Origin of the sequence: Antiquaquibacter metalliresistens (assembly GCF_029211225.1) — a bacterium.
GTDB classification, from domain to species: Bacteria; Actinomycetota; Actinomycetes; order Actinomycetales; family Microbacteriaceae; genus Rhodoglobus; species Rhodoglobus metalliresistens.
Map to the genome: position 1 here is coordinate 447,259 of NZ_JARGEM010000003.1, position 22,112 is coordinate 469,370.

A 22,112-nucleotide genomic window follows, 5' to 3' on the forward strand; every position below is an offset into this window, starting at 1 on the left:
CGGTGCGCGTGGAGCGGGTCTAGATCACCGAGCCCGTGTACTTCTCGCCGGGGCCGGCGCCCGGCGCGTCCGGGAACGCGGACTCCTCGCGGAACGCCAGCTGCAGGCTGCGCAGCCCGTCGCGCAGCGGTCGTGCGTGCGAGTCGCTGATCTCCGGGGCGGCGGCCGTGACGAGTCCCGCGAGCGCGGTGATGAGCTTGCGCGCCTCGTCGAGGTCGATCTCGCTGCGCGCGTCCGGGCTGTCGGCGAGGCCGAGCTTGACGGCCGCCGCGCTCATCAGATGTACCGCGACGGTGTTGATGAGTTCGACCGCCGGCACCTCGGAGATGTCGCGGATCTCGTCGTCGCTGACTCCGGGGGCGTCGGGCATGGCGGTTCCTTACGTTCGGGGGCGGTCTCTGCTATCCTTGTCCAGGCTCCGGGGCGTCAGTCCCGGTACGAAAGTGGAGATACCTCCCACCTGTTGACCGCCTCTTAAGGTTACCGGGTAGTTAGCACCCCGCCGATCCGTCGGCAGCGTCAGGGTGTTTGGATGAGAACTTCTTTCGTGCATGCCGTGCTCGCGTGCAGATCGCGCTGGGCACACGAATCCACGATTTGAAGGAGCTCCGCATCAGCGATCCCCGTACTAACGACCGAATCCGTGTTCCGGAGGTCCGACTCGTCGGACCCGGCGGCGAGCAGGTCGGTGTCGTCGCCATCGACGTCGCTCTGCGCCTGGCCCAAGAGGCCGACTTGGATCTGGTCGAGGTTGCACCCAATTCCAAGCCCCCGGTCGCCAAGATCATGGACTACGGAAAGTTCAAGTACGAAGAGGCCCAGAAGGCCAAGGAAGCCCGGCGCAACCAGGCGAACACGATCCTCAAGGAGGTGCGGTTCCGCCTGAAGATCGACAAGCACGACTACGAGACCAAGCGCAAGCGCGCCGAGGGGTTCCTCCTCGCCGGCGACAAGGTGAAGGCGATGATCCTGTTCCGTGGCCGCGAGCAGTCCCGGCCCGAGCAGGGTGTGCGTCTGCTGCAGCGCTTCGCTGAGGATGTCTCGGAGTTCGGCTCGGTCGAGTCGACCCCCACGATCGACGGGCGCAACATGGTGATGGTGATCGGACCCCACAAGACGAAGGCGACGGCCAAGGCCGAAGCCGAGGCCCGCAAGGCCGCGAACAAGGCGCCGCGTACGGCGGCACCCCAGAACTCATCGGCGGAAACCCCCGCCGAGGACACGAAAGAGAAGAACGATGCCTAAGCAGAAGACGCACTCCGGTGCCAAGAAGCGCTTCAAGCTCACCGGGAGCGGCAAGGTCATGAAGCAGCAGGCCGGTATGCGCCACAACCTGGAGGTCAAGAGCGGCAAGCGCAAGCGCTCGCTCAACCAGGAGCAGGTGCTCGCTCCGCAGGACGCCAAGGTCATCAAGAGGCTTCTCGGCAAGTAGGCCGGGATAACGGGATTCAGGAAGAACAGCAATGGCAAGAGTGAAGAGGGCCGTCAACGCCCACAAGAAGCGTCGCGTCATCCTCGAGCGCGCATCCGGCTACCGCGGACAGCGTTCGCGGCTCTACCGCAAGGCGAAGGAGCAGGTCACCCACTCCCTCGTCTACGCGTACCGTGACCGTCGTGCGCGCAAGGGCGACTTCCGTCGTCTGTGGATCCAGCGCATCAACGCCGCGGCCCGCGCCAACGGCCTCACCTACAACCGCTTCATCCAGGGCCTCAACCTGGCGGGCATCGAGGTCGACCGTCGCATCCTGGCAGACCTCGCGGTCACCGAGCCCGCGACCTTCGCGGCGATCGTGAAGACCGCGAAGGCGGCGCTGCCGAAGGACGTGAACGCGCCGGCCGCGTAGCACGCAACCTGCCGTTCACTCGGCCCACGTAAACTGGGTCGCGTGATCGACAATCCACGTTCGCCCCGCGTCCGCGCGGTGGCGAAACTGGCCAAGAGAGACGCCCGGTCGCAGACCGGGCTCTTTCTGTTGGAGGGCCCGCAAGCGGTGTCGGAGGCGCTCGCCTACCGTCCGGAGCTGCTGGTCGACCTCTTCGCGACTCCGACCGCGCTCGAGCGGCACTCCGGGTTGCGCGCCGCCGCCGCGGAGGCCGGACTCGAGGTCGAGTTCGTCACCGAGGCAGTCGTCGATGCGATGGCCGACACCGTCACGCCGCAGGGGATCGTCGCGGTCTGCCGCCAGTTCCCGACATCGTTCAAGGACATCCTCGCCGCCGAACCGAAGCTGATCGCGATCCTCGAGGAGGTGCGGGATCCCGGGAACGCGGGCACCATCATCCGGGCCGCGGATGCCGCGGGTGCGGACGCCGTGATCCTCACCGGGCGCAGCGTCGACCCCTACAACCCCAAGGTCGTCCGGGCCACGACGGGCTCGCTGTTCCACCTCCCGGTGGCGGTCGGTGCGGACCTGGACGAAGTGGTGACGCTCGCGAAGTCCACCGGCCTGCAGGTGATCGCCGCGGACATCAAGGGCGAGGATCTGCTTGCTGCACGCAAGGCCGGGGCCCTCGCCGCCCCGACGGCCTGGCTGTTCGGCAACGAGGCTCGAGGGCTGGCGGACGAGCACTCGGCGCTTGCGGACTGGGTGATCACCGTGCCCATCTACGGGCACGCCGAGTCCATGAATCTGGCGACGGCCGCCTCGGTGTGCCTGTACGAAAGCGCCTTCGCGCAGCGCTCCTGATCGCGTTACGGGCACGTAACGGCTTGGGCGATGCGTTGACCCCCGTTCGGGGGTGTGCTTGTGTGGGCAGATGGAAGCGCTTGTCGTCATCGATCACGTGAACAAGCACTTCGGGCAATTGCACGTCTTGAAGGACATCACGACGGCCGTCGGCAGCGGCGAGGTCGTCGTCGTCATCGGGCCGAGCGGTTCGGGCAAGTCGACGTTGTGCCGGGCCATCAATCGGCTCGAGACCATCGATGACGGCACCATCACGATCGAGGGCAAGCCGCTGCCTGCGGAGGGCGCCGCCCTCGCGCGGTTGCGCGCCGATGTCGGCATGGTGTTCCAGTCCTTCAACCTGTTCGCACACAAGACCGTGCTGCAGAACGTCACCCTCGGCCAGGTGAAGGTGCGCAAGCGCTCGCGAGCCGAGGCCGATCGGCGTGCGATGGAGATCCTCGACCGGGTCGGCGTCGCGAATCAGGCGGCGAAGATGCCGGCCCAGCTCTCCGGCGGGCAGCAGCAGCGCGTGGCGATCGCTCGCGCCCTCGCCATGGATCCCAAGATCATGCTCTTCGACGAGCCGACCTCGGCGCTCGACCCCGAGATGATCAACGAAGTGCTCGACGTCATGGTGGGACTCGCCGCCGACGGCATGACGATGGTCGTCGTCACCCACGAGATGGGCTTCGCCCGCAAGGCCGCCGACCGGGTGCTGTTCATTGCCGACGGCGAGATCGTCGAAGAGGCGACGCCCGAGGCGTTCTTCACCGACCCCCAGAGCCCGAGAGCGAAGGACTTCCTCTCGAAGGTCCTCACCCACTGACCGGTGGGGGAGAAGCACAGCGCAAGGAGAGAACGAATGAGATTCACGAGACCTCTGATGATCTCAGCCATCGCGGCTGCCGGCATGCTCGCCCTCACCGGGTGCGTCGATTCGGGAGCGCCCGCTCCGGAGGAGTCGGCGCCCGTCGAGGAGGCGAGTTCGAGGCCGGCACGACCATGGCCCGGCTCAACGAGGCCGGTGCCATCACCGTGGGTACGAAGTTCGACCAGCCGCTCTTCGGTCAGGTCGACGCCAGCGGCAACCCGCAGGGTTTCGACGTCGAGATCGCCAAGATCATCGCTGCGAAGCTCGGCATCCCGGAGTCCGGGATCACCTGGACCGAGACCGTCTCGTCGAACCGGGAGCCGTTCATCCAGTCCGGTGAGGTGGACATCGTGGTCGCGACGTACACGATCAACGATGCCCGCAAGGAGGTCATCTCCTTCGCCGGGCCGTACTACAACGCCGGGCAGGACATCCTGGTGCTCGCGGGAAACCCCGAGGGCATCACGGGACCGGAGGATCTCGCGGGCAAGCCGGTGTGCACGGTCGCCGGTTCGACCTCGGAGACCAACATCATGGAGTACACCGACCAGGTGACCTCGCTCGCGGGCTACTCGGAGTGCTTGCCGCTGGTCAGCTCCGGCCAGGTGGTAGCGCTCACGACGGACAATGTCATCCTCGCCGGTCTCGCCGCGAACAGCGGCGGTGAGTTCGAGGTGGTGGGCAACCCGTTCACCGAAGAGCCCTACGGCATCGGCCTCGCCAAGGACGACACCGACTTCCGCATGTTCATCAACGACGTGCTCGAGGAGGCCTTCGCGGACGGCAGTTGGGCCGCCGCCTGGGAATCGACCGCCGGAACGGTGCTGCCGCTTCCCGACCCGCCGACGGTCGACCGTTACTGAGCATCGACGAGGGGTCGCGACGCGCCGCGCACGGCGTGCGCCAGGCGGCATGTTGCGGCCCCTCGGCGCGGTGGGGCTGAACTGAAGGAGGGAGAGGAGCGCAGGTGGATGTCATCATCGAGAACTTCCCCCGGTTCGTCGACGCCTTCCTCGTGACGCTGCGCCTGCTGGTCGTCTCGGGCGCCGGGGCGCTCGTCATCGGCACGGTCGTCGCTGCCTTGCGCATCTCACCGGTCCCCGCGTTGCGCGGCTTCGCAACGGCGTACACGGAGATTCTGAGGAACACGCCGTTGACGCTCGTGCTCTTCTTCTGCGCGTTCGTGCTGCCGCAACTCGGCATCCGCCTGGACTACGTCCTCGCCGCCACGATCGGACTCACGCTCTACACCTCGCCGTTCGTGGCGGAGGCGGTGCGCTCCGGCATCAACGGCGTGCCGGTCGGGCAGGCCGAGGCCGCGCGCGCGATCGGGCTGCGATTCGGCCAGACCCTCGGTCTCATCGTGCTGCCGCAGGCGATCCGTATGGTCGTGCCGCCCCTCATCAACGTGCTCATCGCGCTGACCAAGAACACCTCCGTCGCCGCGGGCTTCGCGGTGTTCGAGCTGGTCGCAGTCTCACGACAGGTCATCCAGCTGAACGGGCAGGCGACGATCCCGATCCTGGTTGCCGTCGCGGTGTTCTACCTCGTGATCACCGTGCCGCTCGGTCAGGCCGCGAACGCCCTCGAACGACGGGTGCGGGTGCTGCGATGACGAACGTGCTCTACGACGTGCCCGGGCCGCGAACCCGCCGGCTCTCCCTCATCTTCTCGATCGTCGGCGGCACGGTGATCGCCGCCGGCCTGATCGCGATCGTGGTGTTCCTCGCGATGCCGCGGCTCAACGCCGCTGGCGTGCCGCAACCGGGCATCTTCGATCCCAGCCGTTGGGACATCCTGCTCGATGTCGCACTGTGGCGCTCGATCTGGCGCGGGCTCTCGGCGACCCTGCAGATGGCGGGCGTCGCGGCGGTGCTCGCCCTGGTGATCGGCGTCGTGCTGTCGATGGCCCGCACCGCTCGCTCGACCGTCGTCCGGGTGCCAGCGACGGTGGTGGTCGAGTTCCTGCGCGGCATGCCGGTGCTGCTGATGATGCTGTTCATCCTGTTGGTGTTCTCGTCTGGTGCATTCGCCGCGGGCGTCGGCGCGCTCGCGCTCTACAACGGCGCGGTCATCGGCGAGGCGCTGCGCGCCGGCATCGCGTCGCTGCCGAGGGGACAGCGTGAGTCAGGACTCGCGGTCGGGCTCACGCCGCTGCAGGTGCGATTCGAGATCGAGTATCCGCAGGCATTCCGGCAGATGCTGCCGATCATCATCGCCCAGCTCATCGTGCTGCTGAAGGACACCTCGCTTGCCTTTATCATCGGCTACCAGGAGTTGCTCAACATCGGGCTGCGGCAAGGTCCGACCACCTTCGGAGCGAAGTATCTCTTCACCCTGTTCTTCGTGGTGTGGGGCGTGTACCTCGGCGTGAACCTGCTCCTGTCGTGGATCGCGCGCTTCGTCGCCCGTCGCACCGCCGCGGGGCGCGGAGGCGGGATGCAGGCCAGGCGTGCGGCGCGTGTCGTCGCACAACTCGGCGGCGCAGGCATGGCGGGAGCCCGCGAGCCGCTCAACGTGCACGGTGCGACCTCCGATTTCGCGAGCGGGTACCAGCCGGGTGCGGGCGGCACGAGCGGCCCCGACTAAACTCGAACCTTGTGTCAGAGACCCCTATCACCGAAGCGGCGGTGACCGAGGCGGCGGATGCCGCGATCGCCGCGATATCGTCGGCGTCGACCGTGACCGAGCTGCGGGCCGCCCGCGCCGAGCACGTGGGGGAGACCTCGCCGCTGGCGAAGTTCAATGCGAGCCTGAAGTCGATCCCCGCCGAGGATCGCGCCGCCGCGGGCAAGCTCATCGGTCAGGCGCGGGCCCGCGTCACCGAGGCGCTGACCGCGCGTGAGGGCGAGCTGGCTGCGGCCGAGGAGGCCGAGCGGCTCGCGAGTGAGGCGGTGGATGTCACGGCGGTGCCGTCCCGGTTCAAGGCCGGCGCGCGGCATCCCCTCTCCCTGCTCATGGAGCAGATGAGCGACGTCTTCATCGCCATGGGCTGGGAAGTCGCGGAGGGACCGGAGCTCGAGAACGAGTGGTTCAACTTCGACTCGCTCAACATGGACGAGGACCACCCGGCGCGCAGCGAGCAGGACACCTTCTTCATCGAGCCCGTGGAGAGCCACCTCGTGCTGCGCACGCAGACCAGCCCGGTGCAGATCCGTTCGCTGCTCGACCGGCCCCTGCCGGTCTACGTGGTCTCGCCGGGCAAGGTGTTCCGCAAGGACGAGCTCGACGCCACGCACACCCCCGTGTTCCATCAGCTCGAGGGCATCGCCATCGAAAAGGGACTGACGATGGCGCATCTGCGCGGCACGCTCGAGCACCTGGCCCGCGCGATGTTCGGCGAGGGCGCCCAGATCCGGCTGCGCCCCAACTACTTCCCGTTCACCGAGCCGAGCGCCGAGATGGATGTCTGGCAGCCGAACGCCAAGGGCGGCGCGCGCTGGGTGGAGTGGGGCGGTTGCGGCATGGTCAACCGCAACGTGCTGCGTGCGGCGGGCATCGATCCGGACGAGTATCAGGGCTTCGCCTTCGGTATGGGCATCGAGCGCACCCTGCAGTTCCGCAACGAGATGAACGACATGCGTGACATGGTCGAGGGCGATGTGCGCTTCTCGAAGCAGTTCGGAATGGTGGTCTGATGCGCATCCCGATCAGCTGGCTCCGCGAGTTCGTGGATGTCCCCGCCGACGTCACCCACGAGCAGGTGCACGCCGCGCTCGTCAAGGTGGGGCTCGAGGAGGAGGACGTGCACACGTTCGACCTCACCGGCCCGGTGGTCGTCGGCCAGGTGCTCTCCTTCGACGAGGAGCCGCAGTCCAACGGCAAGACCATCCGCTGGTGCCAGGTGGATGTGGGGGAGGCAGAGCCGCGCGGCATCGTCTGCGGCGCCTCGAACTTCGTCGTCGGCGACAAGGTCGTGGTCTCGCTGCCGGGCGCGGTGCTGCCCGGTCCCTTCCCGATCTCCGCGCGCAAGACCTACGGTCACGTCTCCGACGGCATGATCGCCTCCGCGCGCGAGCTCGGTCTCGGCGACGAGCACTCGGGCATCCTGCGCCTGACCGAGCTCGGGCTCGATCCCGAGGTGGGCAGCGACGCGATCGCGCTGCTCGGCCTCGACGACTTCGCGGTGGAGGTCAATGTCACCCCGGACCGCGGCTACGCCTTCTCGATCCGCGGCATCGCCCGCGAGTACGCGAACTCGACCGGCGCGACCTTCCGAGACCCGGTGGAGCGCATCACCCTGCCGGCGACCGCGCCGAGCGGCTTCTCCGTCGTGGTGGATGACGCGGCCCCCATCCACGGGCGCGCCGGTTGCACGGTCTTCGTGACGAGGGTGGTGCGCGGGGTGGACCCGAGCCGGCCCACGCCCGCCTGGATGGTGTCCCGGCTCGCGCTCGCCGGCATCCGCTCGATCTCGCTCGCCGTCGACGTGACGAACTACGTGATGCTCGAGCTCGGTCAGCCGACCCACGCCTACGACCTCGACAAGCTCACCGGCGGCATCACCGTGCGTCGCGCGCGTCCGGGCGAGACGATCACGACCCTCGACGACAAGGCGCGCACCCTCGATCCCGAGGATCTGCTCATCACCGACGAGTCCGGGCCGATCGGCATCGCGGGCGTCATGGGCGGTGCGACGACCGAGATCGATTCCGGCTCCACGAACGTGCTCGTCGAGGCCGCCAACTTCGACCCGGTGTCGATCGCGCGTTCCGCCCGCCGCCACAAGCTGCCGAGCGAGGCCAGTCGTCGGTTCGAGCGCGGCGTCGACCCGCGCGTGGCGCCCTACGCCGCCGCGCGCGTCGTGGAACTGCTCGTCGAGCTGGGCGGCGGCACCGCCGACCCTCTCGGCTCCGTGCTCGACCAGGCTGTTGCCGTCGAGCCGATCGCGCTCGCGGAGCACTTCGTCGCCGGGCTCATCGGTGTGCCGTTCTCGGCGGACGAGATCACCGGCTCGCTCGAGGCGATCGGCGCCGACGTCGTCGCGACCGACTCCGGCTGGTCGGTCACCCCGCCCAGCTGGCGCCCGGACCTGACGGATGCGCCGACCCTCGCCGAGGAGGTCGCCCGCATCGTCGGCTACGACCGCATCCCCTCGGTGCTGCCGGTCGCCCCGCCCGGGCGCGGACTCAGCCGTGAGCAGCGCCTGCGCCGGCTGACCGCGGCGTCGCTCGCCGCCGCGGGACTGACCGAGGTGCTGTCGTACCCGTTCCTGCCGCAGTCCAGCAACGACCTGTTCGGCTCGGCCGACGCGGGCACCGTGCCGGCGATGCGCATCGCCAATCCGCTGGATGCCGAGGCGGCGTGGTTGCGCACCTCGCTCATCCCGGGGCTCATCGCCATCGCGCGCCGCAATCTGTCCCGTGGGCTCACGGATCTGGCCGTCTACGAGCTCGGCGAGGTGTTCCTGCCCGAGGCCGGGCGAGCCTACGGCAGCGGTCCGCTGCCGGTCGGCGACGCGCTGCCCAGCGATGAGGCACTCGCCGCGCTGCGCGCCAGCATCCCGCCGCAGCCCTGGCACGTCGGGGCGTTGTTCCTCGGTGACGCCGTGGATCGCGCACCCGGTCGGCCGGCGGTGCCCTCGGGCATCGCGGACGCCCTCGACGCGGCACGGCACCTGGCGAGCGTGGTCGCGGCGCCGCTGGAGATCCGCACCGGCATGCATCAGGCACTGCATCCCGGCCGCACCGCCGAGCTCTTTACGAACGGCGTCGCGATCGGATGGGCGGGGGAGCTGCTCCCGGCCCTGGCCGCCGAGTTCGATCTGCCGCGCGTCGTCGCGGTGCTCGAGCTGGACCTCGACGCGCTCGTCGCTGCCGGGGCCAGGGATGTCGCGGCCACCCCCATCGCCTCGATGCCGGCCGCGACGCAGGACGTGTCGCTCGTGGTGCCGATCAGCGTGCGCGCGGGCGAGCTGCTGGCGCTGCTCAAGCAGGGCGGCGGCGAGTTGCTCGAGCACGTCACCCTCGTCGACGACTATCGCGGCCCCGGCGTGCCGGACGGCAGCAAGTCGTTGACCTATGCGTTGCGGTTCCGCGCCCCCGACCGCACGCTCACCGCGGCCGAGGCGACCGAGGCGAAGCACGCGGCGGTCGCGCTCGCGGCGAGCGAGTACGGAGCGGTGCTGCGCGAGTAGGTTGCGCTGCTTTCGGTCGCATGCTCCCGCGGTTCGTCGTTGCGTGCGTGCGCACCCCGTCATGTGTGCGCACTCCCGTTATGAAGGAGGTCCTTCATAACGGGAGTGCGTCGGGCTAGTGCGTCGGGCTAGTGCGTCGGGCTAGTGCGTCGGACCCGGCGCGCCCGACCCGGTGCGGCGGGCCGGGCGCGCCGGCGAACTGCGCCGACGACTACTTCTTGCCGCCGCCGAGCAGTCCGCCGAGCACCGAGCCGATGATCTCCTGGCCCTGCGAGCTGCCGAGCAGTCCGCCGAGCAGATCGCCGATGCCGCCGTCGGACGCCGGGGCCTCCGCCTTCGTCTCCTTGGCCGGCTCCTGCTTCTGACCGAGGAACTGCGAGCCGACCCAGGCGATCACGATCGGGGCGATGATCGGCAGCACCTTCGCGATGATGTCCTTCGTGACATCCCCGGCGCTCGCCTTCGCGACGGCGGCCTCGACCTCGGGGGTCTTGGCACCGAACACGTTCTTGACGATCTTCTCGCCGTCGGCGGTGTCGATGGTCTCGACCTTCGCCTTGCCCGTCGGAACCTTCTTGCCGTGGTTGCTCAGCGCACCCTCGAGGGACTTGGCCCCGGCGCTGTCCGAGGCGTTGGCGGCCATGCCGCTGATGATCGCCGGGATCGCGGTCTTGACCGCGCTCTCCGCGACCTCCTCCGGGATGCCGAGCTGCTTCGCGATGTCGCCGACGGGAATGAGGTCGATCAGTCCGCTGAGGTCTGCCATTGGTGTTCTCCTTCTCGATGCCCCCAGGAACCATTCGCCGAGTGCACAGCCAGGGTAGCGATTCGCGGTGCCGCTGGGGAGTGCACTACGCTCGAAACCGTGACCGGCATCCGCACCACCGACGACAGCCTCGAGCTGCGCCGAGTGCTGCGTCGACGCGGCACCGACGAGCGACGTTAGGCGACGTTCGCGACGACCCGACGGGTCGCGCGCGCACGCCGCCGTACGACGTCCCTCGTCCACCTCGTCAATAAGGTAGAGCCATGTCTTACTCGGTCGCCGTCGCCGGCGCCAGCGGGTACGCCGGCGGGGAGCTTCTGCGGCTCCTCTCCGCGCATCCCGATTTCGAGGTCACCACGGTGACCGCCAACCAGAACGCGGGCCAACCGCTGATCGCGACGCAGCCGCACCTGCGCTCGCTTGCGCACCTCACTCTGCAGGAGACCTCGCCCGAGACCCTCGCCGGTCACGATGTCGTCTTCCTCGCCTTGCCGCACGGCAAGTCGGGCGAGGTCACCAAGCACCTGCCGGAATCCACCCTCGTGGTCGACTGCGGGGCCGACCACCGGCTCACGAGCGAAGCGGACTGGGCCGCCTTCTACGGGGGCGAGTTCTTCGGCGCGTGGCACTACGGCATGCCCGAGCTGCTGCTGGCGGGCGACGCCACCCAGCGCGAGGTGCTGGCCGGGGCCAAGCGCATCGCGGTGCCGGGATGCAACGTGACGGCCGTTACGCTCGGGCTCGCCCCGGGCATCCACTCGGGCGTCATCGAGGCGCGCGACATCGTCGCCGTGCTCGCGGTGGGGCCCTCCGGCGCAGGCAAGAGCCTGCGCGTCGACCTGCTCGCCAGCGAGATGCTCGGTTCCGCGAGCGCCTACGGCGTCGGCGGCGTGCACCGGCACAATCCGGAGATCCGGCAGAACCTGACCGCGGCGGGCGGGGTGGACGTGAGCGTGTCGTTCACTCCCGTGCTCGTGCCGATGAGCCGCGGCATCCTCGCGACCTCGACGGCGCGTCTGGCGGCGGGCACCACCGAGGCCCAGGTGCGCAGCGCCTGGGAGGCCGCCTACGCTGACGAACCGTTCGTGCACGTCTTGCCCGCTGGCACCTTTCCGCGCGTCGCCGACACCACGGGCGCCAACACGGTGCTGATCGGCCTCGCGGTCGACGAGGCCGCAGGCAGGGTCGTGGTGGTCAGCGCGCTCGACAATCTCGTCAAGGGCACGGCGGGGGCGGCGATCCAGTCGGCGAACCTCGCCCTCGGTCTGCCCGAGACCGCAGGACTGACCGTGGATGGAGTGGCACCGTGAGCGTGACGGCGGCGGCAGGATTCGAGGCCGCGGGCGTCGCGGCCGGACTCAAGGCCAGCGGCGGCCTCGACGTCGCGCTCGTGGTCAACCGCGGCCCGCTGCAGCACGCGGCGGCCGTGTTCACCACTAACCGCGCACTTGCCAACCCGATCATCTGGTCGAAGCAGGTGATCGCCGACGGCACCGTGAGCGCGATCGTGCTCAACTCCGGCGGCGCGAACTGCTTCACGGGCGCGCAGGGCTTTCAGGCCACCCACGCCACGGCGGAGGCGGTCGGCGAGGCGCTCGGCGTCTCCGCGGGGGACGTGCTCGTGTGCTCGACCGGGCTCATCGGCGAGCAGCTGCCGCTCGACAAGCTGCTGGCCGGGGTGCGTGCCGCGACCGCGGACCTCGGCGATCACGGCGAGGCGGCGAGCCTGGCGATCATGACCACCGACTCCAAGCCCAAGCGCTCGATCCGCACCGGCGATGGCTACACGATCGGCGGCATGGCCAAGGGCGCCGGGATGCTGGCGCCGGGCCTTGCGACCATGCTCTGCGTCATCACCACCGACGCCGTGCTGAGCGCCGCCGATCTCGATACCGCGCTGCGGGCAGCGACCCGCGTGAGCTTCGACCGGCTCGACTCGGACGGCTGCATGTCCACCAACGACCAGGTCTCGCTGCTGGCCTCCGGAGCCTCGGGCGTCGCGCCGTCGCTCGAGGCCTTCACGGCGCAGCTCACCGAGGTGTGCGTCGACATCGCCACCCAGCTGCAGCAGGACGCGGAGGGGGCCAGCCACGACATCGCGGTGCGGGTCGTGAACGCCGCGAGCGAGGAGGACGCCGTGGAGGTGGGCCGGGCCGTCGCGCGGAACAACCTCTTCAAGGCGGCGATCTTCGGCAACGACCCCAACTGGGGCCGGGTGCTCGCCGCGATCGGCACCACGGATGCCGCGTTCGACCCCTACGACGTCGACGTGAGCATGAACGGGGTGCGGGTCTGCCACGCGGGCGGACCCGACCGCCCGCGCACCGAGGTGGACCTCACGCCGCGCGCGGTGGATCTGCTCATCGACCTCAAGGTCGGCGATGCCGCTGCCACGATTCTCACCAACGACCTCACGCACGACTACGTGCACGAGAACAGCGCGTACTCCAGCTGATGGTCAGCCAAGACGTCGCCGCGGCCAAGGCCGCCGTGCTCATCGAGTCCCTGCCCTGGCTGCGGCGCTATCACGGCGCCACGATCGTGGTGAAGTTCGGCGGCAACGCCATGATCGACGACGAGCTCAAGCGCAGCTTCGCCGAGGACATGGTCTACCTGCGCACGGTCGGGCTGCGCCCGGTGGTCGTGCACGGCGGGGGACCGCAGATCACCGCGGAACTGACACGCCGCGGCATCCCGAGCGAGTTCCGGGGCGGGTATCGCGTGACCACCGAGGAATCGATCGGGGTGGTGCGTCAGGTGCTCGCCGAGCAGGTGGGCGGCGAGCTCGTCGGGCTGATCAACGAGCACGGAGCGATCGCGGAGGGCATCTCCGGCGACGAGGGCGGGCTGTTCACCGGTGAGCGCCGCAGTACCATCATCGACGGCGAGGTCGTCGACCTCGGGCTCGTCGGCGAGGTCACCGCGGTCGATCCCACTCGGGTGCTGCAGGTGCTCGACGTCGGCGGCATCCCCGTGGTCTCCACGGTGGCGAACGGGCCGGACAGCCTGCTGAACGTGAACGCCGACTCGGCCGCGGCATCCCTGGCGATCGCCGTGAAGGCGGCAAAACTCGTCGTGCTCACGGATGTCGCCGGCCTCTACCGCGACTGGCCGGACCGCGATTCGCTCATCTCGGTGATCGCCGTCGACGAACTGGCGGCGCTGCTGCCGAGTCTGGAGTCCGGCATGATCCCCAAGATGACGGCGTGCCTGGATGCGGTGCGCGCCGGCGTGCCGACCGCCGCGGTGATCGATGGTCGGGTGCCGCACTCGATCCTGTTGGAGATCTTCACTCGAGGCGGCATCGGCACGGAGGTGGTTCCGGAATGACCTGGCGCGACGACTACGCGGACACGATGATGCGCACCTTCGCGGTGCCACCGGCGCAGTTGGTGCGCGGCGAGGGCGCGGTGGTGTGGGACGAGACCGGCAAGCGCTACCTCGACTTTCTCGGGGGCATCGCGGTCAACTCCCTCGGCCACGCCCATCCGGTGTTCGTCGGGGCGCTGACCGCCCAGGCCTCCTCGGTCGCGCACGTCTCGAACCTGTTCGCCAGCGCTCCGCAGTTGGCGCTCGCCGAGCGGCTGCTGCGCCTGACGGGCGCGGGCGACACCGGTCGCGTGTTCTTCGGCAACTCCGGCGCCGAGGCGATCGAGGCCGCGATCAAGCTCGCCCGCCGCACCGGACGTCCGCGCATCCTCGCGCTCCAGAACTCGTTCCACGGCCGCACCATGGGCTCGCTCTCGCTCACGGGCAAGGCCGTGCTGCGTGAGCCCTTCGAGCCGCTGCTGCCCAACGTCGATCACATCGACTCGACCATCGACGCGCTCGAGCGCGCGATCGGCCCGGATGTCGCGGCCCTCTTCGTCGAGCCCATCAAGGGTGAGGCGGGGGTGATCGACCTCCCCGAGGGCTACCTCGTCGCGGCGCGGGAGTTCACCGCCAAGCACGGCGTGCTGCTGATCCTCGACGAGATCCAGACCGGGGCTGGGCGCACCGGCTCCTGGTTCGCGTTCCAACGACACGGCATCGTGCCGGACGCGATCGCGCTCGCGAAGGGCATCGGCGGGGGAGTGCCGATCGGGGCGCTCGTGACCTTCGGCGCGGCATCCGACCTGCTCACCCCTGGCCAGCACGGCTCGACCTTCGGCGGCAATCCGCTCGCCACCGCGACCGCCGACGCCGTGCTCGCCGAGATCGAGCGCGCCGGCCTGGTGCAGAACGCGGCAACGCGCGGCGCGCAACTGCGCGAGGCGATCACCTCACTGCCGCTCGTGACCGAGGTGCGCGGGGAGGGGCTGCTCATCGGCGTCGGCCTCGCCGCACCCGTCGCGAACGCGGTCGTGGCGTCAGCACTCGCCGACGGCCTGATCATCAACGCGCCCAACGACACCTCGATCCGACTGGCCCCGCCGCTGATCATCGGTGACGACGAGATCGCGGAGTTCGTCGAGCGATTCACCCGAGCCCTGGAGGCGAACGCATGACCCGGCACTTTCTGCGCGACGACGATCTGACCCAGGCCGAGCAGACGGCGGTGCTCGACCTCGCCGAGCGGATGAAGGCCGACCGCTGGGGGAGCAAGCCGCTCGCGGGCCCGCAGACCGTCGCGGTGATCTTCGACAAGTCCTCCACGCGCACCCGCGTCTCGTTCGCGGTCGGCATCGCCGATCTCGGCGGCCAGCCGCTGATCATCTCGACGGCGTCGAGCCAGCTCGGCGGCAAGGAGAGCCCGTCCGACACCGCGCGCGTGCTCGAGCGCCAGGTCGCGGCGATCGTGTGGCGCACCTACGGTCAGGCCGGTCTCGTCGAGATGGCCGCCGAGACGACCGTGCCGGTGATCAACGCGCTGAGCGACGAGTTCCACCCGTGCCAGCTGCTCGCCGACCTGCTGACCATCCGCGAGCACAAGGGAACGCTCGCCGGTCTCACCGTGACCTTCCTCGGCGACGGCGGCGACAACATGGCGCACTCCTACCTGCTCGCGGGCGCGACGGCCGGCATGCACGTGCGCGTCGCGTGCCCCGAGGGCTACATGCCCGACCCGCAGGTCGTCGCGGACGCGGACGCCGTCGCCGTGCAGACCGGCGGATCCGTGACGCTCTTCACCGACCAGTACGAGGCGACCGCGGGAGCGGATGTCGTCGTGACCGACACCTGGGTGTCGATGGGTAAGGAGGAGGAGAAGGCGGCGCGCGTGGCATCCCTGTCGTCGTACAAGGTCGACGCGGACATGATGGCGCTGGCCAAGCCCGACGCCATCTTCTTGCACTGCCTGCCGGCCGACCGCGGCTACGAGGTGACGAGCGAGGTCATCGACGGAGCGCAATCGGTGATCTGGGATGAGGCGGAGAACCGCCTGCACGCCCAGAAGGCCCTGCTCACCTGGCTACTCGCGCAGCCCTGATCCACTGGTCGAGCCCGTCGAGACCCATCCCTAGACTGAGAACCGAACCCAAGGAGCAACTCACATGTCAGAACGCGTCGTCCTCGCCTACTCGGGTGGACTCGACACCTCGGTCGGCATCGGCTGGTTGAAGGATGCCACCGGCAAGGAGGTCGTGGCCCTCGCGGTCGACGTCGGCCAGGGCGGCGAGGACATGGAGGACATCCGCCAGCGCGCGCTCGACTGCGGCGCCGTGGAGTCCATCGTCGTCGACGCGAAGGAGGAGTTCGCGAGCGACTACCTCATGCCCGCACTCAAGGCCAACGCGCTCTACCAGAAGCGCTACCCGCTCGTCTCGGCGCTCAGCCGCCCGCTCATCTCCAAGCACCTCGCGCGGGTCGCGCTCGAGCTCGGCGCCGACAGCGTCGCGCACGGATGCACCGGCAAGGGCAACGACCAGGTGCGCTTCGAGGCGGCCGTCGCCGCCCTCGCGCCGGAGCTCACGAGCATCGCGCCGGTGCGGGATCTCGCGCTCACGCGCGACAAGGCGATCGTCTACGCCGAGGAGCACAACCTGCCGATCCGGCAGAGCGCGAAGAACCCGTACTCGATCGACAAGAACGTCTGGGGCCGCGCCGTGGAGACCGGCTTCCTCGAGGACCCGTGGAACGCGCCCATCGAGGACCTCTACGAGTACACCGAAGACCCGAGCATCTCGCGCCCGGCCGACGAGCTGCTGCTCACGTTCGAGAAGGGCATCCCCACGCACGTCAACGGCGTGCCGTACTCGCCGCTGGCCATCGTCGAGGTGATGAACGCCTACGCGGGCAAGCACGGCGTGGGTCGCATCGACGTCGTCGAGGACCGGCTCGTCGGCATCAAGAGCCGCGAGGTCTACGAGGCCCCCGGCGCGATCGCCCTGATCGCCGCGCACGAGGCGCTCGAGTCGCTCACCCTCGAGCGCGACGTCAACCGCTACAAGCGCGGGGTCGAATCCGAGTGGGCGAACCTCGTCTACGACGGACTGTGGTTCTCGGGGCTCAAGCGCAGCCTCGACGTGTTCATCGATCACACGCAGGAGCACGTCAGCGGCCACATCCGTCTGCAGCTGCAGGGCGGCCGGGCGACCGTTACGGGGCAGAAGAGCGAGGAGAGCCTGTACGACTTCTCGCTGGCCACCTACGACACCGGTGACACGTTCGACCAGTCGCTGTCGAAGGGCTTCATCGAGATCTGGTCGCTGCCCTCCAAGATCTCGGCCCGTCGAGACCTCAAGGGCTAGACCGTGGCGAAGACCGGCGAAGGCTCGCTCTGGGGCGCACGCTTCGCGAGCGGACCGTCGCCCGAGCTCGCGCGCCTGAGCCGGTCGACGCACTTCGACTGGCAGCTCGCCGGCTACGACCTCGCGGGATCGCGGGCGCACGCCGCCGCGCTCGCGGCCGCCGGCTACCTCACGCCCGAGGAGCTCGAGGCGATGACGGATGCGCTGCGCACCCTCGAGGGCCGACTCGCGGAGGGCACGCTGCAGCCGCTCGATTCCGACGAGGATGTGCACGGATCCCTCGAGCGCCAGCTCATCGAGCTCGCCGGTGCGGAGCTCGGAGGCAAGCTGCGCGCCGGCCGCAGCCGCAACGACCAGATCGCCACCCTCATCCGGCTCTACCTGCTCGACCACGCCGCGGTGATCGGCGATCTCGTGGTCGATCTCGTCGACGCGATCGCGGCCCAGGCCGAGAAGCACGAGCGAGCGATCATGCCCGGCCGCACGCACCTGCAGCATGCGCAGCCGGTGCTGCTGGCCCATCACCTGTTGGCGCACGCCTGGCCGTTGGTACGGGATCTGGAGCGCCTGCGGGACTGGCGGGTGCGGGCATCCACCTCGCCCTACGGCGCGGGCGCGCTCGCCGGGTCGAGCCTGGGGCTGGACCCGCGCCTGGTGGCCGCCGAGCTCGGGCTCAGCGGGCCGAGCGAGAACTCCATCGACGCGACCGCGAGTCGGGATGTCGTGGCCGAGTTCGCCTTCATCGCCGCGCAGCTCGGCGTCGACCTCTCGCGCTTCGCCGAGGAGATCATCCTCTGGAACACGCGCGAGTTCGGGTTCGTGCGGCTCGACGACGGGTATTCGACCGGATCGTCGATCATGCCGCAGAAGAAGAACCCGGACATCGCCGAGCTCGCGCGGGGCAAGTCCGGCCGCCTGATCGGCAACCTCACGGGTCTGCTCGCGACGCTCAAGGGTCTGCCCCTGGCCTACAACCGCGATCTGCAGGAGGACAAGGAGCCCGTCTTCGATTCCGTCGAGACGCTGGAGGTGCTGCTGCCCGCCTTCACCGGCATGGTCGCGACGCTGCGCTTCGATACCGACCGCATGGCCGAGCTGGCTCCGCAGGGTTTCTCGCTCGCCACCGACGTCGCCGACTGGCTCGTGCGCCGCCACGTGCCGTTCCGCGAGGCGCACGAGATCTCCGGCGCGCTCGTGCGGTTCTGCGAGGAGCACGGACTCGAACTGCACGAGCCCACCGACGAGCAGTACCGGGCGGTGTCGCCGCTGCTGAGCGCCGAGGTGCGGGATGTGCTCACCGTGGAAGGCTCCGTCGCCTCCCGCGACGGGGTGGGCGGTACAGCGCCGGTGCGGGTCGCCGAGCAGCGCGCGGAGTTGACCGCTCGCATCCGTAGCCTCACGACAAGGAGCACGACATGACGTTGCAGAAGGATCAGGACCCGGGCTGGTGGCGTCGTGGCATGACCAAGCGCGGGCAGACGATCGTGATCGTCGTCGCGGTGCTGATCATCGTGGTCGCGCTCGGGTTCGCCTTCGCGAACGGGTTCAGTCTGTTCTAGCCCGCTGTTCCGGCGTTCAGGCGGCGAGCATGATCGCCGCGGCGCACGCCCCGGCCCAGATCAGGCTGGTGAGCGTGCCGATGATGAATCGCTCGCGCGCCTGACTGTCGTCGAGCTCTGAGAAGCGCCCGAGGCCCTTGACGGCCACGATGATCGCGATCGCGGCGGCCTGGCCGGCGACGACCGCGCCGATCAGGGCCAGGCGTTCCAGGATGCCGATGGTCGCCCCGCCCCGCAGAATCTCCTTGCGCGTCGTGCGGCTGTCGTCCACCACGATGCCGCCGTGGTCGCCGAGCTCGACGCCGCCCTGCGCGAACCGCAGCACGAGACCCACGATGGGGCTGCCGCCGAGCACACCGAGGCCGGCCAGACCGATGGCGACGGCGATCGACAGCCATGCGCCCTCGGCGCGGAACGGCAGCGCGAGCGACAGCACGATCACGACGGCGACGACGGCCACCGCGGGCAGCACGAACCACTGCCGGTTCGTGACCAGGGCGACGATCACCAGGGCGAGCGTCGCAGCGATGGCGACGATCACTGCGATGGTCATGACGTCTCCTCCCCGAGCCTGGCTACGAGCCTAGCCAGGGGCGCCGTCGCGGCGAACTCAGCCTTCAGATCGGCGGCGCGGGCCCGATCGCTGGCCGCCTGCGGCGAGATCGCCAAGCGCTTCGCCGCCTCGGCCTGCGTGAGCCCGGCCACCCGCAGGTCGTAGAGCTGCCAGCCCTCCTCGGTGCGTCGGTTGCGAAGCAGCAGCAGCAGGTCGACCAGCGCCTCGACGTCCGCGGCCGATTCGGCGCCCTCGACTGCGAATCGGCTCGGCTTGCCCTTGGCTCGTCCCACGGCGGTCCGTGCGGCGATGAACGCCTCACCCGTGGATTCGCGGATGCTGTTCCCGAGTGGGCGGCGCACCGCTCCGACCCCGAGGCCCACGCTGAATCGCCTGGTGCGGGTGAGCAGCAGCAGGGCTCGCAGCGCCGTCGATGCGTCGGCGGTCAGCAGCTGCACTTCGTCGCCCGCGCTGCGGTCCGGGGGGAGGGTGAGACCCTCGCCGAGTTCTGCGCTGAGGCCTTCGATGACCTCGGCAACGGCATCCACGCTGTGGCGGCTGTTGATCTGGTCTGCGGTGACGACGAACATCCGGATCCCATCTCAAGGCTGGAAACTTGATTCCTTGTAGATCAAGGCTAAGGACTTGATTCAGAGAAGTCAAGGCAGGCGGCTTGCCGTTACCCGGGATACTGGACAGCATGGCCCGCTTCACCCACGTCGAGCAACGCATCGATGCGCTGGCCCATCGCGTGCTCGACGGCGCGCCGCCCCTGCGGGGCGCCCGGTCGTTTCTGGTCGAGTTCCTCGTGTTCGGGGCCAAACAGGCCTGGGCGTGTGTCTTCGGCGCCGCGCTCCTGGTCGTGCTCGTGGCCACGAGGTTCTGGTACCCGGATGACGCGGCCCTCGCCCGCAACGACTTCCTCGTCATCGCGGCCGTCGTCATCCAGGTCGTCATGGTGCTCTCGGGACTCGAGACCCCGAGAGAGCTCATCGTCATCGTGCTCTTCCACATCGTCGGCACGGCCATGGAGCTCTTCAAGACCGACGTCGGCTCGTGGAGCTACGAGGGCGGGGGCGTGCTGCACCTCGGGGCGGTGCCCCTCTACAGCGGCTTCATGTACGCCGCGGTGGGCTCATACCTGGTGCGGGTCTACCGACTGTTCGACCTGCGCTTCGATCGCTACCCACCGCGCTGGATCACCGCGATCCTCGCCGCGCTGATCTACGCGAACTTCTTCTCCCACCACGTCATCCCCGACGCCCGCTGGGTGCTGCTCACCGCGGTGGTCGCCGTCTTCGGCCGGTGCGTCATGCACGTTCGCGTGTTCCGAGCCCGGTTCCGGATGCCGCTGCTGGCGGCCTTCGCGCTCGTGGCGTTCTTCATCTGGATCGCCGAGAACGTCGCGACCTGGTCGAACGCGTGGATCTACCCCAACCAGGAGAGCGGCTGGGAGCCGGTCTCCCTCACCAAGTTCGTCTCCTGGTTCCTGCTCATGATCATCTCCGTCGTGCTCGTCACGTGGGTGTACCGCCCGAGGCCACCGGGGATGGCGGCGAGCCTCCGCTACGGTTGATCCGTGCCAACACCGCAGCAAAACGACGAGACCTTCGAGGACATCTGGGAGGAGATCCTCTGGCGTGGCCTCGTGCACGTGTCCACGAGCACCGACGAGTTGAAGGCCCTGCTCGCGGGGCCGCCGATCACGTACTACTGCGGCTTCGACCCGACCGCGCCGAGTCTGCACCTGGGCAATCTCGTGCAACTGCTGCTCATGCGCCGGCTGCAGCTGGCCGGCCACAAACCCCTCGGTCTGGTTGGCGGTTCCACCGGACTGATCGGCGACCCGCGCCCGACCGCCGAACGCACCCTCAACGACGAGGAGACCGTGGCGGAGTGGGTCGGCTACCTGCAGGCCCAGGTCGCGAAGTTCCTGAGCTTCGAGGGTGACAACGCCGCCCGGCTGGTCAACAACCTCGACTGGACGGCGCCGCTGAGCGCCATCGGGTTCCTGCGCGACATCGGCAAACACTTCCGAGTGGGCACGATGCTCAAGAAGGAGGCGGTGAGTGCGCGACTGAACTCCGATGCCGGCATCAGCTACACCGAGTTCAGCTACCAGATCCTGCAGGGCATGGACTTCCTCGAGCTGCACCGCGCCTACGGTTGCGTGCTGCAGACCGGGGGCAGCGACCAGTGGGGCAATCTCACGAGCGGCACCGATCTCATCCATCGGGTCGAGGGGGTGAGCGTGCATGCGATCGGCACCCCGCTGATCACCAACTCCGACGGCACGAAGTTCGGCAAATCGGAGGGCAACGCGGTCTGGCTGGATGCCGCGATGACCAGTCCCTACGCATTCACCCAGTTCTGGCTCAACACCGACGACGCCGACGTCATCGACCGGCTCAAGGTCTTCACGTTCCTCAGCCGCGCCCAGATCGACGAGCTCGCCGTGGCGGTGCTCGCCGAACCGCACAAACGCGAGGCGCAACGCGTGCTCGCCCGCGAGGTGTCGACGCTCGTGCACGGTGAGGCCGCGACGCTGGCGGCATTCGCGGCCGCAGAGGCGCTGTTCGGGCAAGGCGATCTCGCCGCGTTGGATGCCGCGACCCTCGAATCGGCGTTGCGCGAGCTGCCCAACACCACCTCGCCGGCCACGACCACGGTGGCGCAGCTGCTCGTGGACACGGGCCTGACCTCGAGCCTGGGGGAGTCCCGTCGCGCGATCGCGCAGGGCGGTGTCTACCTCGACAACCGCAAGGTCGAGGATGAGGCGGCAACGCTGGAGAGCGCCGTCTCGTCGAGTCGCATGGTCGTGCTGCGGCGCGGAAAGAAGACCCTCGCGGGCGTCTTCGTGGAGTGAACGAGAGCGCGACACGCCCGGGAT

Annotated in this window: 24 protein-coding genes; 20 read left to right on the plus strand and 4 right to left on the minus strand. The window is 69.2% G+C overall.

Annotation, left to right across the window (positions count from 1 at the left end; translation table 11 throughout):
- Nucleotides 1-19: 19 nt before the first annotated feature.
- The gene (locus PYV02_RS07815) at nt 20-370 is read right to left on the minus strand and encodes a DUF1844 domain-containing protein (protein WP_275757843.1); all 351 of its coding nucleotides are present in this window, start codon (nt 368-370) and stop codon (nt 20-22) included.
- Between the two features lie 194 nt (nt 371-564).
- Here PYV02_RS07815 and infC point away from each other — a divergent pair, with 194 nt between their 5' ends.
- From infC to pheT, 10 genes are all read left to right on the plus strand, one after another.
- Entirely contained in the window at nt 565-1,245 is a 681-nt protein-coding gene (infC, locus tag PYV02_RS07820; protein ID WP_420833600.1) for a translation initiation factor IF-3, read from the plus strand.
- Nucleotides 1,238-1,432, plus strand: coding sequence for a 50S ribosomal protein L35 (rpmI, locus tag PYV02_RS07825; RefSeq protein WP_275757845.1), 195 nt, complete (start codon nt 1,238-1,240; stop codon nt 1,430-1,432). Before infC ends, rpmI begins: the two co-directional genes overlap by 8 nt.
- Before the next feature lie 31 nt (nt 1,433-1,463).
- Nucleotides 1,464-1,844 carry a 50S ribosomal protein L20 gene (gene rplT / locus PYV02_RS07830; RefSeq protein WP_275757847.1) on the plus strand — a complete coding sequence of 127 codons (381 nt, stop codon included), beginning with the start codon at nt 1,464-1,466 and terminating at the stop codon, nt 1,842-1,844.
- A gap of 42 nt (nt 1,845-1,886) precedes the next feature.
- Nucleotides 1,887-2,687 (plus strand): TrmH family RNA methyltransferase, encoded by an 801-nt coding sequence (locus PYV02_RS07835; RefSeq protein ID WP_275757849.1) that lies wholly within the window; start codon nt 1,887-1,889, stop codon nt 2,685-2,687.
- A gap of 70 nt (nt 2,688-2,757) precedes the next feature.
- A complete protein-coding gene (locus tag PYV02_RS07840; protein WP_275757851.1) occupies nt 2,758-3,495 on the plus strand; it encodes an amino acid ABC transporter ATP-binding protein in 738 nt (245 codons plus the stop codon).
- Between the two features lie 176 nt (nt 3,496-3,671).
- Nucleotides 3,672-4,403 carry a glutamate ABC transporter substrate-binding protein gene (locus PYV02_RS07845; protein WP_338056610.1) on the plus strand — a complete coding sequence of 244 codons (732 nt, stop codon included), beginning with the start codon at nt 3,672-3,674 and terminating at the stop codon, nt 4,401-4,403.
- Nucleotides 4,404-4,507: 104 nt separating this feature from the next.
- Entirely contained in the window at nt 4,508-5,155 is a 648-nt protein-coding gene (locus PYV02_RS07850) for an amino acid ABC transporter permease (RefSeq protein WP_275757853.1), read from the plus strand.
- Nucleotides 5,152-6,129 (plus strand): amino acid ABC transporter permease, encoded by a 978-nt coding sequence (locus tag PYV02_RS07855; protein ID WP_275757855.1) that lies wholly within the window; start codon nt 5,152-5,154, stop codon nt 6,127-6,129. The genes PYV02_RS07850 and PYV02_RS07855 overlap by 4 nt, the downstream gene beginning before the upstream one ends.
- A gap of 11 nt (nt 6,130-6,140) precedes the next feature.
- A complete protein-coding gene (gene pheS, locus PYV02_RS07860) occupies nt 6,141-7,178 on the plus strand; it encodes a phenylalanine--tRNA ligase subunit alpha (RefSeq protein WP_275757857.1) in 1,038 nt (345 codons plus the stop codon).
- Nucleotides 7,178-9,676 (plus strand): phenylalanine--tRNA ligase subunit beta, encoded by a 2,499-nt coding sequence (gene pheT, locus PYV02_RS07865; RefSeq protein WP_275757859.1) that lies wholly within the window; start codon nt 7,178-7,180, stop codon nt 9,674-9,676. The genes pheS and pheT overlap by 1 nt, the downstream gene beginning before the upstream one ends.
- 211 nt (nt 9,677-9,887) lie before the next feature.
- Here pheT and PYV02_RS07870 read toward each other — a convergent pair whose 3' ends face one another.
- Entirely contained in the window at nt 9,888-10,442 is a 555-nt protein-coding gene (locus tag PYV02_RS07870) for a DUF937 domain-containing protein (RefSeq protein ID WP_275757861.1), read from the minus strand.
- Nucleotides 10,443-10,705: 263 nt separating this feature from the next.
- Here PYV02_RS07870 and argC point away from each other — a divergent pair, with 263 nt between their 5' ends.
- From argC to PYV02_RS07910, 8 genes are all read left to right on the plus strand, one after another.
- Nucleotides 10,706-11,752, plus strand: a complete 1,047-nt coding sequence (gene argC, locus PYV02_RS07875; RefSeq protein ID WP_275757862.1) for an N-acetyl-gamma-glutamyl-phosphate reductase — start codon at nt 10,706-10,708, stop codon at nt 11,750-11,752.
- Nucleotides 11,749-12,897, plus strand: coding sequence for a bifunctional glutamate N-acetyltransferase/amino-acid acetyltransferase ArgJ (argJ, locus tag PYV02_RS07880; RefSeq protein ID WP_275757864.1), 1,149 nt, complete (start codon nt 11,749-11,751; stop codon nt 12,895-12,897). The genes argC and argJ overlap by 4 nt, the downstream gene beginning before the upstream one ends.
- On the plus strand, nt 12,897-13,772 hold the full coding sequence (gene argB, locus PYV02_RS07885) for an acetylglutamate kinase (RefSeq protein WP_275757866.1): 876 nt from the start codon (nt 12,897-12,899) through the stop codon (nt 13,770-13,772). The genes argJ and argB overlap by 1 nt, the downstream gene beginning before the upstream one ends.
- Complete coding sequence (locus tag PYV02_RS07890; protein WP_275757868.1) at nt 13,769-14,929, plus strand: acetylornithine transaminase; 1,161 nt, start codon at nt 13,769-13,771, stop codon at nt 14,927-14,929. The genes argB and PYV02_RS07890 overlap by 4 nt, the downstream gene beginning before the upstream one ends.
- Complete coding sequence (gene argF / locus PYV02_RS07895; protein ID WP_275757870.1) at nt 14,926-15,849, plus strand: ornithine carbamoyltransferase; 924 nt, start codon at nt 14,926-14,928, stop codon at nt 15,847-15,849. The genes PYV02_RS07890 and argF overlap by 4 nt, the downstream gene beginning before the upstream one ends.
- A 64-nt stretch (nt 15,850-15,913) precedes the next feature.
- Nucleotides 15,914-17,110: an argininosuccinate synthase gene (locus PYV02_RS07900; protein WP_275757872.1), complete on the plus strand. Its 1,197-nt coding sequence runs from the start codon at nt 15,914-15,916 to the stop codon at nt 17,108-17,110.
- 3 nt (nt 17,111-17,113) lie between these two features.
- On the plus strand, nt 17,114-18,529 hold the full coding sequence (gene argH / locus PYV02_RS07905; RefSeq protein WP_275757874.1) for an argininosuccinate lyase: 1,416 nt from the start codon (nt 17,114-17,116) through the stop codon (nt 18,527-18,529).
- Nucleotides 18,526-18,669, plus strand: a complete 144-nt coding sequence (locus PYV02_RS07910; RefSeq protein WP_275757876.1) for a hypothetical protein — start codon at nt 18,526-18,528, stop codon at nt 18,667-18,669. The genes argH and PYV02_RS07910 overlap by 4 nt, the downstream gene beginning before the upstream one ends.
- A 16-nt stretch (nt 18,670-18,685) precedes the next feature.
- On the opposite strand, the gene PYV02_RS07915 is transcribed toward PYV02_RS07910, so the two are convergent.
- Both PYV02_RS07915 and PYV02_RS07920 read right to left on the minus strand, forming a co-directional pair.
- Nucleotides 18,686-19,222: a hypothetical protein gene (locus PYV02_RS07915; RefSeq protein ID WP_275757878.1), complete on the minus strand. Its 537-nt coding sequence runs from the start codon at nt 19,220-19,222 to the stop codon at nt 18,686-18,688.
- Nucleotides 19,219-19,812, minus strand: a complete 594-nt coding sequence (locus PYV02_RS07920) for a DNA-binding protein (RefSeq protein WP_275757881.1) — start codon at nt 19,810-19,812, stop codon at nt 19,219-19,221. Before PYV02_RS07920 ends, PYV02_RS07915 begins: the two co-directional genes overlap by 4 nt.
- A 110-nt stretch (nt 19,813-19,922) precedes the next feature.
- Here PYV02_RS07920 and PYV02_RS07925 point away from each other — a divergent pair, with 110 nt between their 5' ends.
- Both PYV02_RS07925 and tyrS read left to right on the plus strand, forming a co-directional pair.
- A complete protein-coding gene (locus PYV02_RS07925) occupies nt 19,923-20,798 on the plus strand; it encodes a DUF817 domain-containing protein (RefSeq protein WP_275757883.1) in 876 nt (291 codons plus the stop codon).
- Between the two features lie 3 nt (nt 20,799-20,801).
- Entirely contained in the window at nt 20,802-22,088 is a 1,287-nt protein-coding gene (gene tyrS / locus PYV02_RS07930; RefSeq protein ID WP_275757885.1) for a tyrosine--tRNA ligase, read from the plus strand.
- The last annotated feature ends 24 nt before the right edge of the window (nt 22,089-22,112 follow it).

Excerpts from the sequence above, each read along its gene's own strand:
- PYV02_RS07925 (WP_275757883.1), top strand. The coding sequence starts at position 19,923 with ATGGCCCGCTTCACCCACGTCGAGCAACGCATCGATGCGCTGGCCCAT.
- PYV02_RS07815 (WP_275757843.1), bottom strand. The coding sequence starts at position 370 with ATGCCCGACGCCCCCGGAGTCAGCGACGACGAGATCCGCGACATCTCC.
- rplT (WP_275757847.1), top strand. The coding sequence starts at position 1,464 with ATGGCAAGAGTGAAGAGGGCCGTCAACGCCCACAAGAAGCGTCGCGTC.
- PYV02_RS07855 (WP_275757855.1), top strand. The coding sequence starts at position 5,152 with ATGACGAACGTGCTCTACGACGTGCCCGGGCCGCGAACCCGCCGGCTC.
- argC (WP_275757862.1), top strand. The coding sequence starts at position 10,706 with ATGTCTTACTCGGTCGCCGTCGCCGGCGCCAGCGGGTACGCCGGCGGG.
- PYV02_RS07840 (WP_275757851.1), top strand. The coding sequence starts at position 2,758 with ATGGAAGCGCTTGTCGTCATCGATCACGTGAACAAGCACTTCGGGCAA.
- PYV02_RS07920 (WP_275757881.1), bottom strand. The coding sequence starts at position 19,812 with ATGTTCGTCGTCACCGCAGACCAGATCAACAGCCGCCACAGCGTGGAT.
- PYV02_RS07900 (WP_275757872.1), top strand. The coding sequence starts at position 15,914 with ATGTCAGAACGCGTCGTCCTCGCCTACTCGGGTGGACTCGACACCTCG.
- argF (WP_275757870.1), top strand. The coding sequence starts at position 14,926 with ATGACCCGGCACTTTCTGCGCGACGACGATCTGACCCAGGCCGAGCAG.
- PYV02_RS07915 (WP_275757878.1), bottom strand. The coding sequence starts at position 19,222 with ATGACCATCGCAGTGATCGTCGCCATCGCTGCGACGCTCGCCCTGGTG.
- PYV02_RS07870 (WP_275757861.1), bottom strand. The coding sequence starts at position 10,442 with ATGGCAGACCTCAGCGGACTGATCGACCTCATTCCCGTCGGCGACATC.
- pheT (WP_275757859.1), top strand. The coding sequence starts at position 7,178 with ATGCGCATCCCGATCAGCTGGCTCCGCGAGTTCGTGGATGTCCCCGCC.
- PYV02_RS07890 (WP_275757868.1), top strand. The coding sequence starts at position 13,769 with ATGACCTGGCGCGACGACTACGCGGACACGATGATGCGCACCTTCGCG.
- PYV02_RS07845 (WP_338056610.1), top strand. The coding sequence starts at position 3,672 with ATGGCCCGGCTCAACGAGGCCGGTGCCATCACCGTGGGTACGAAGTTC.
- PYV02_RS07910 (WP_275757876.1), top strand. The coding sequence starts at position 18,526 with ATGACGTTGCAGAAGGATCAGGACCCGGGCTGGTGGCGTCGTGGCATG.
- rpmI (WP_275757845.1), top strand. The coding sequence starts at position 1,238 with ATGCCTAAGCAGAAGACGCACTCCGGTGCCAAGAAGCGCTTCAAGCTC.
- argB (WP_275757866.1), top strand. The coding sequence starts at position 12,897 with ATGGTCAGCCAAGACGTCGCCGCGGCCAAGGCCGCCGTGCTCATCGAG.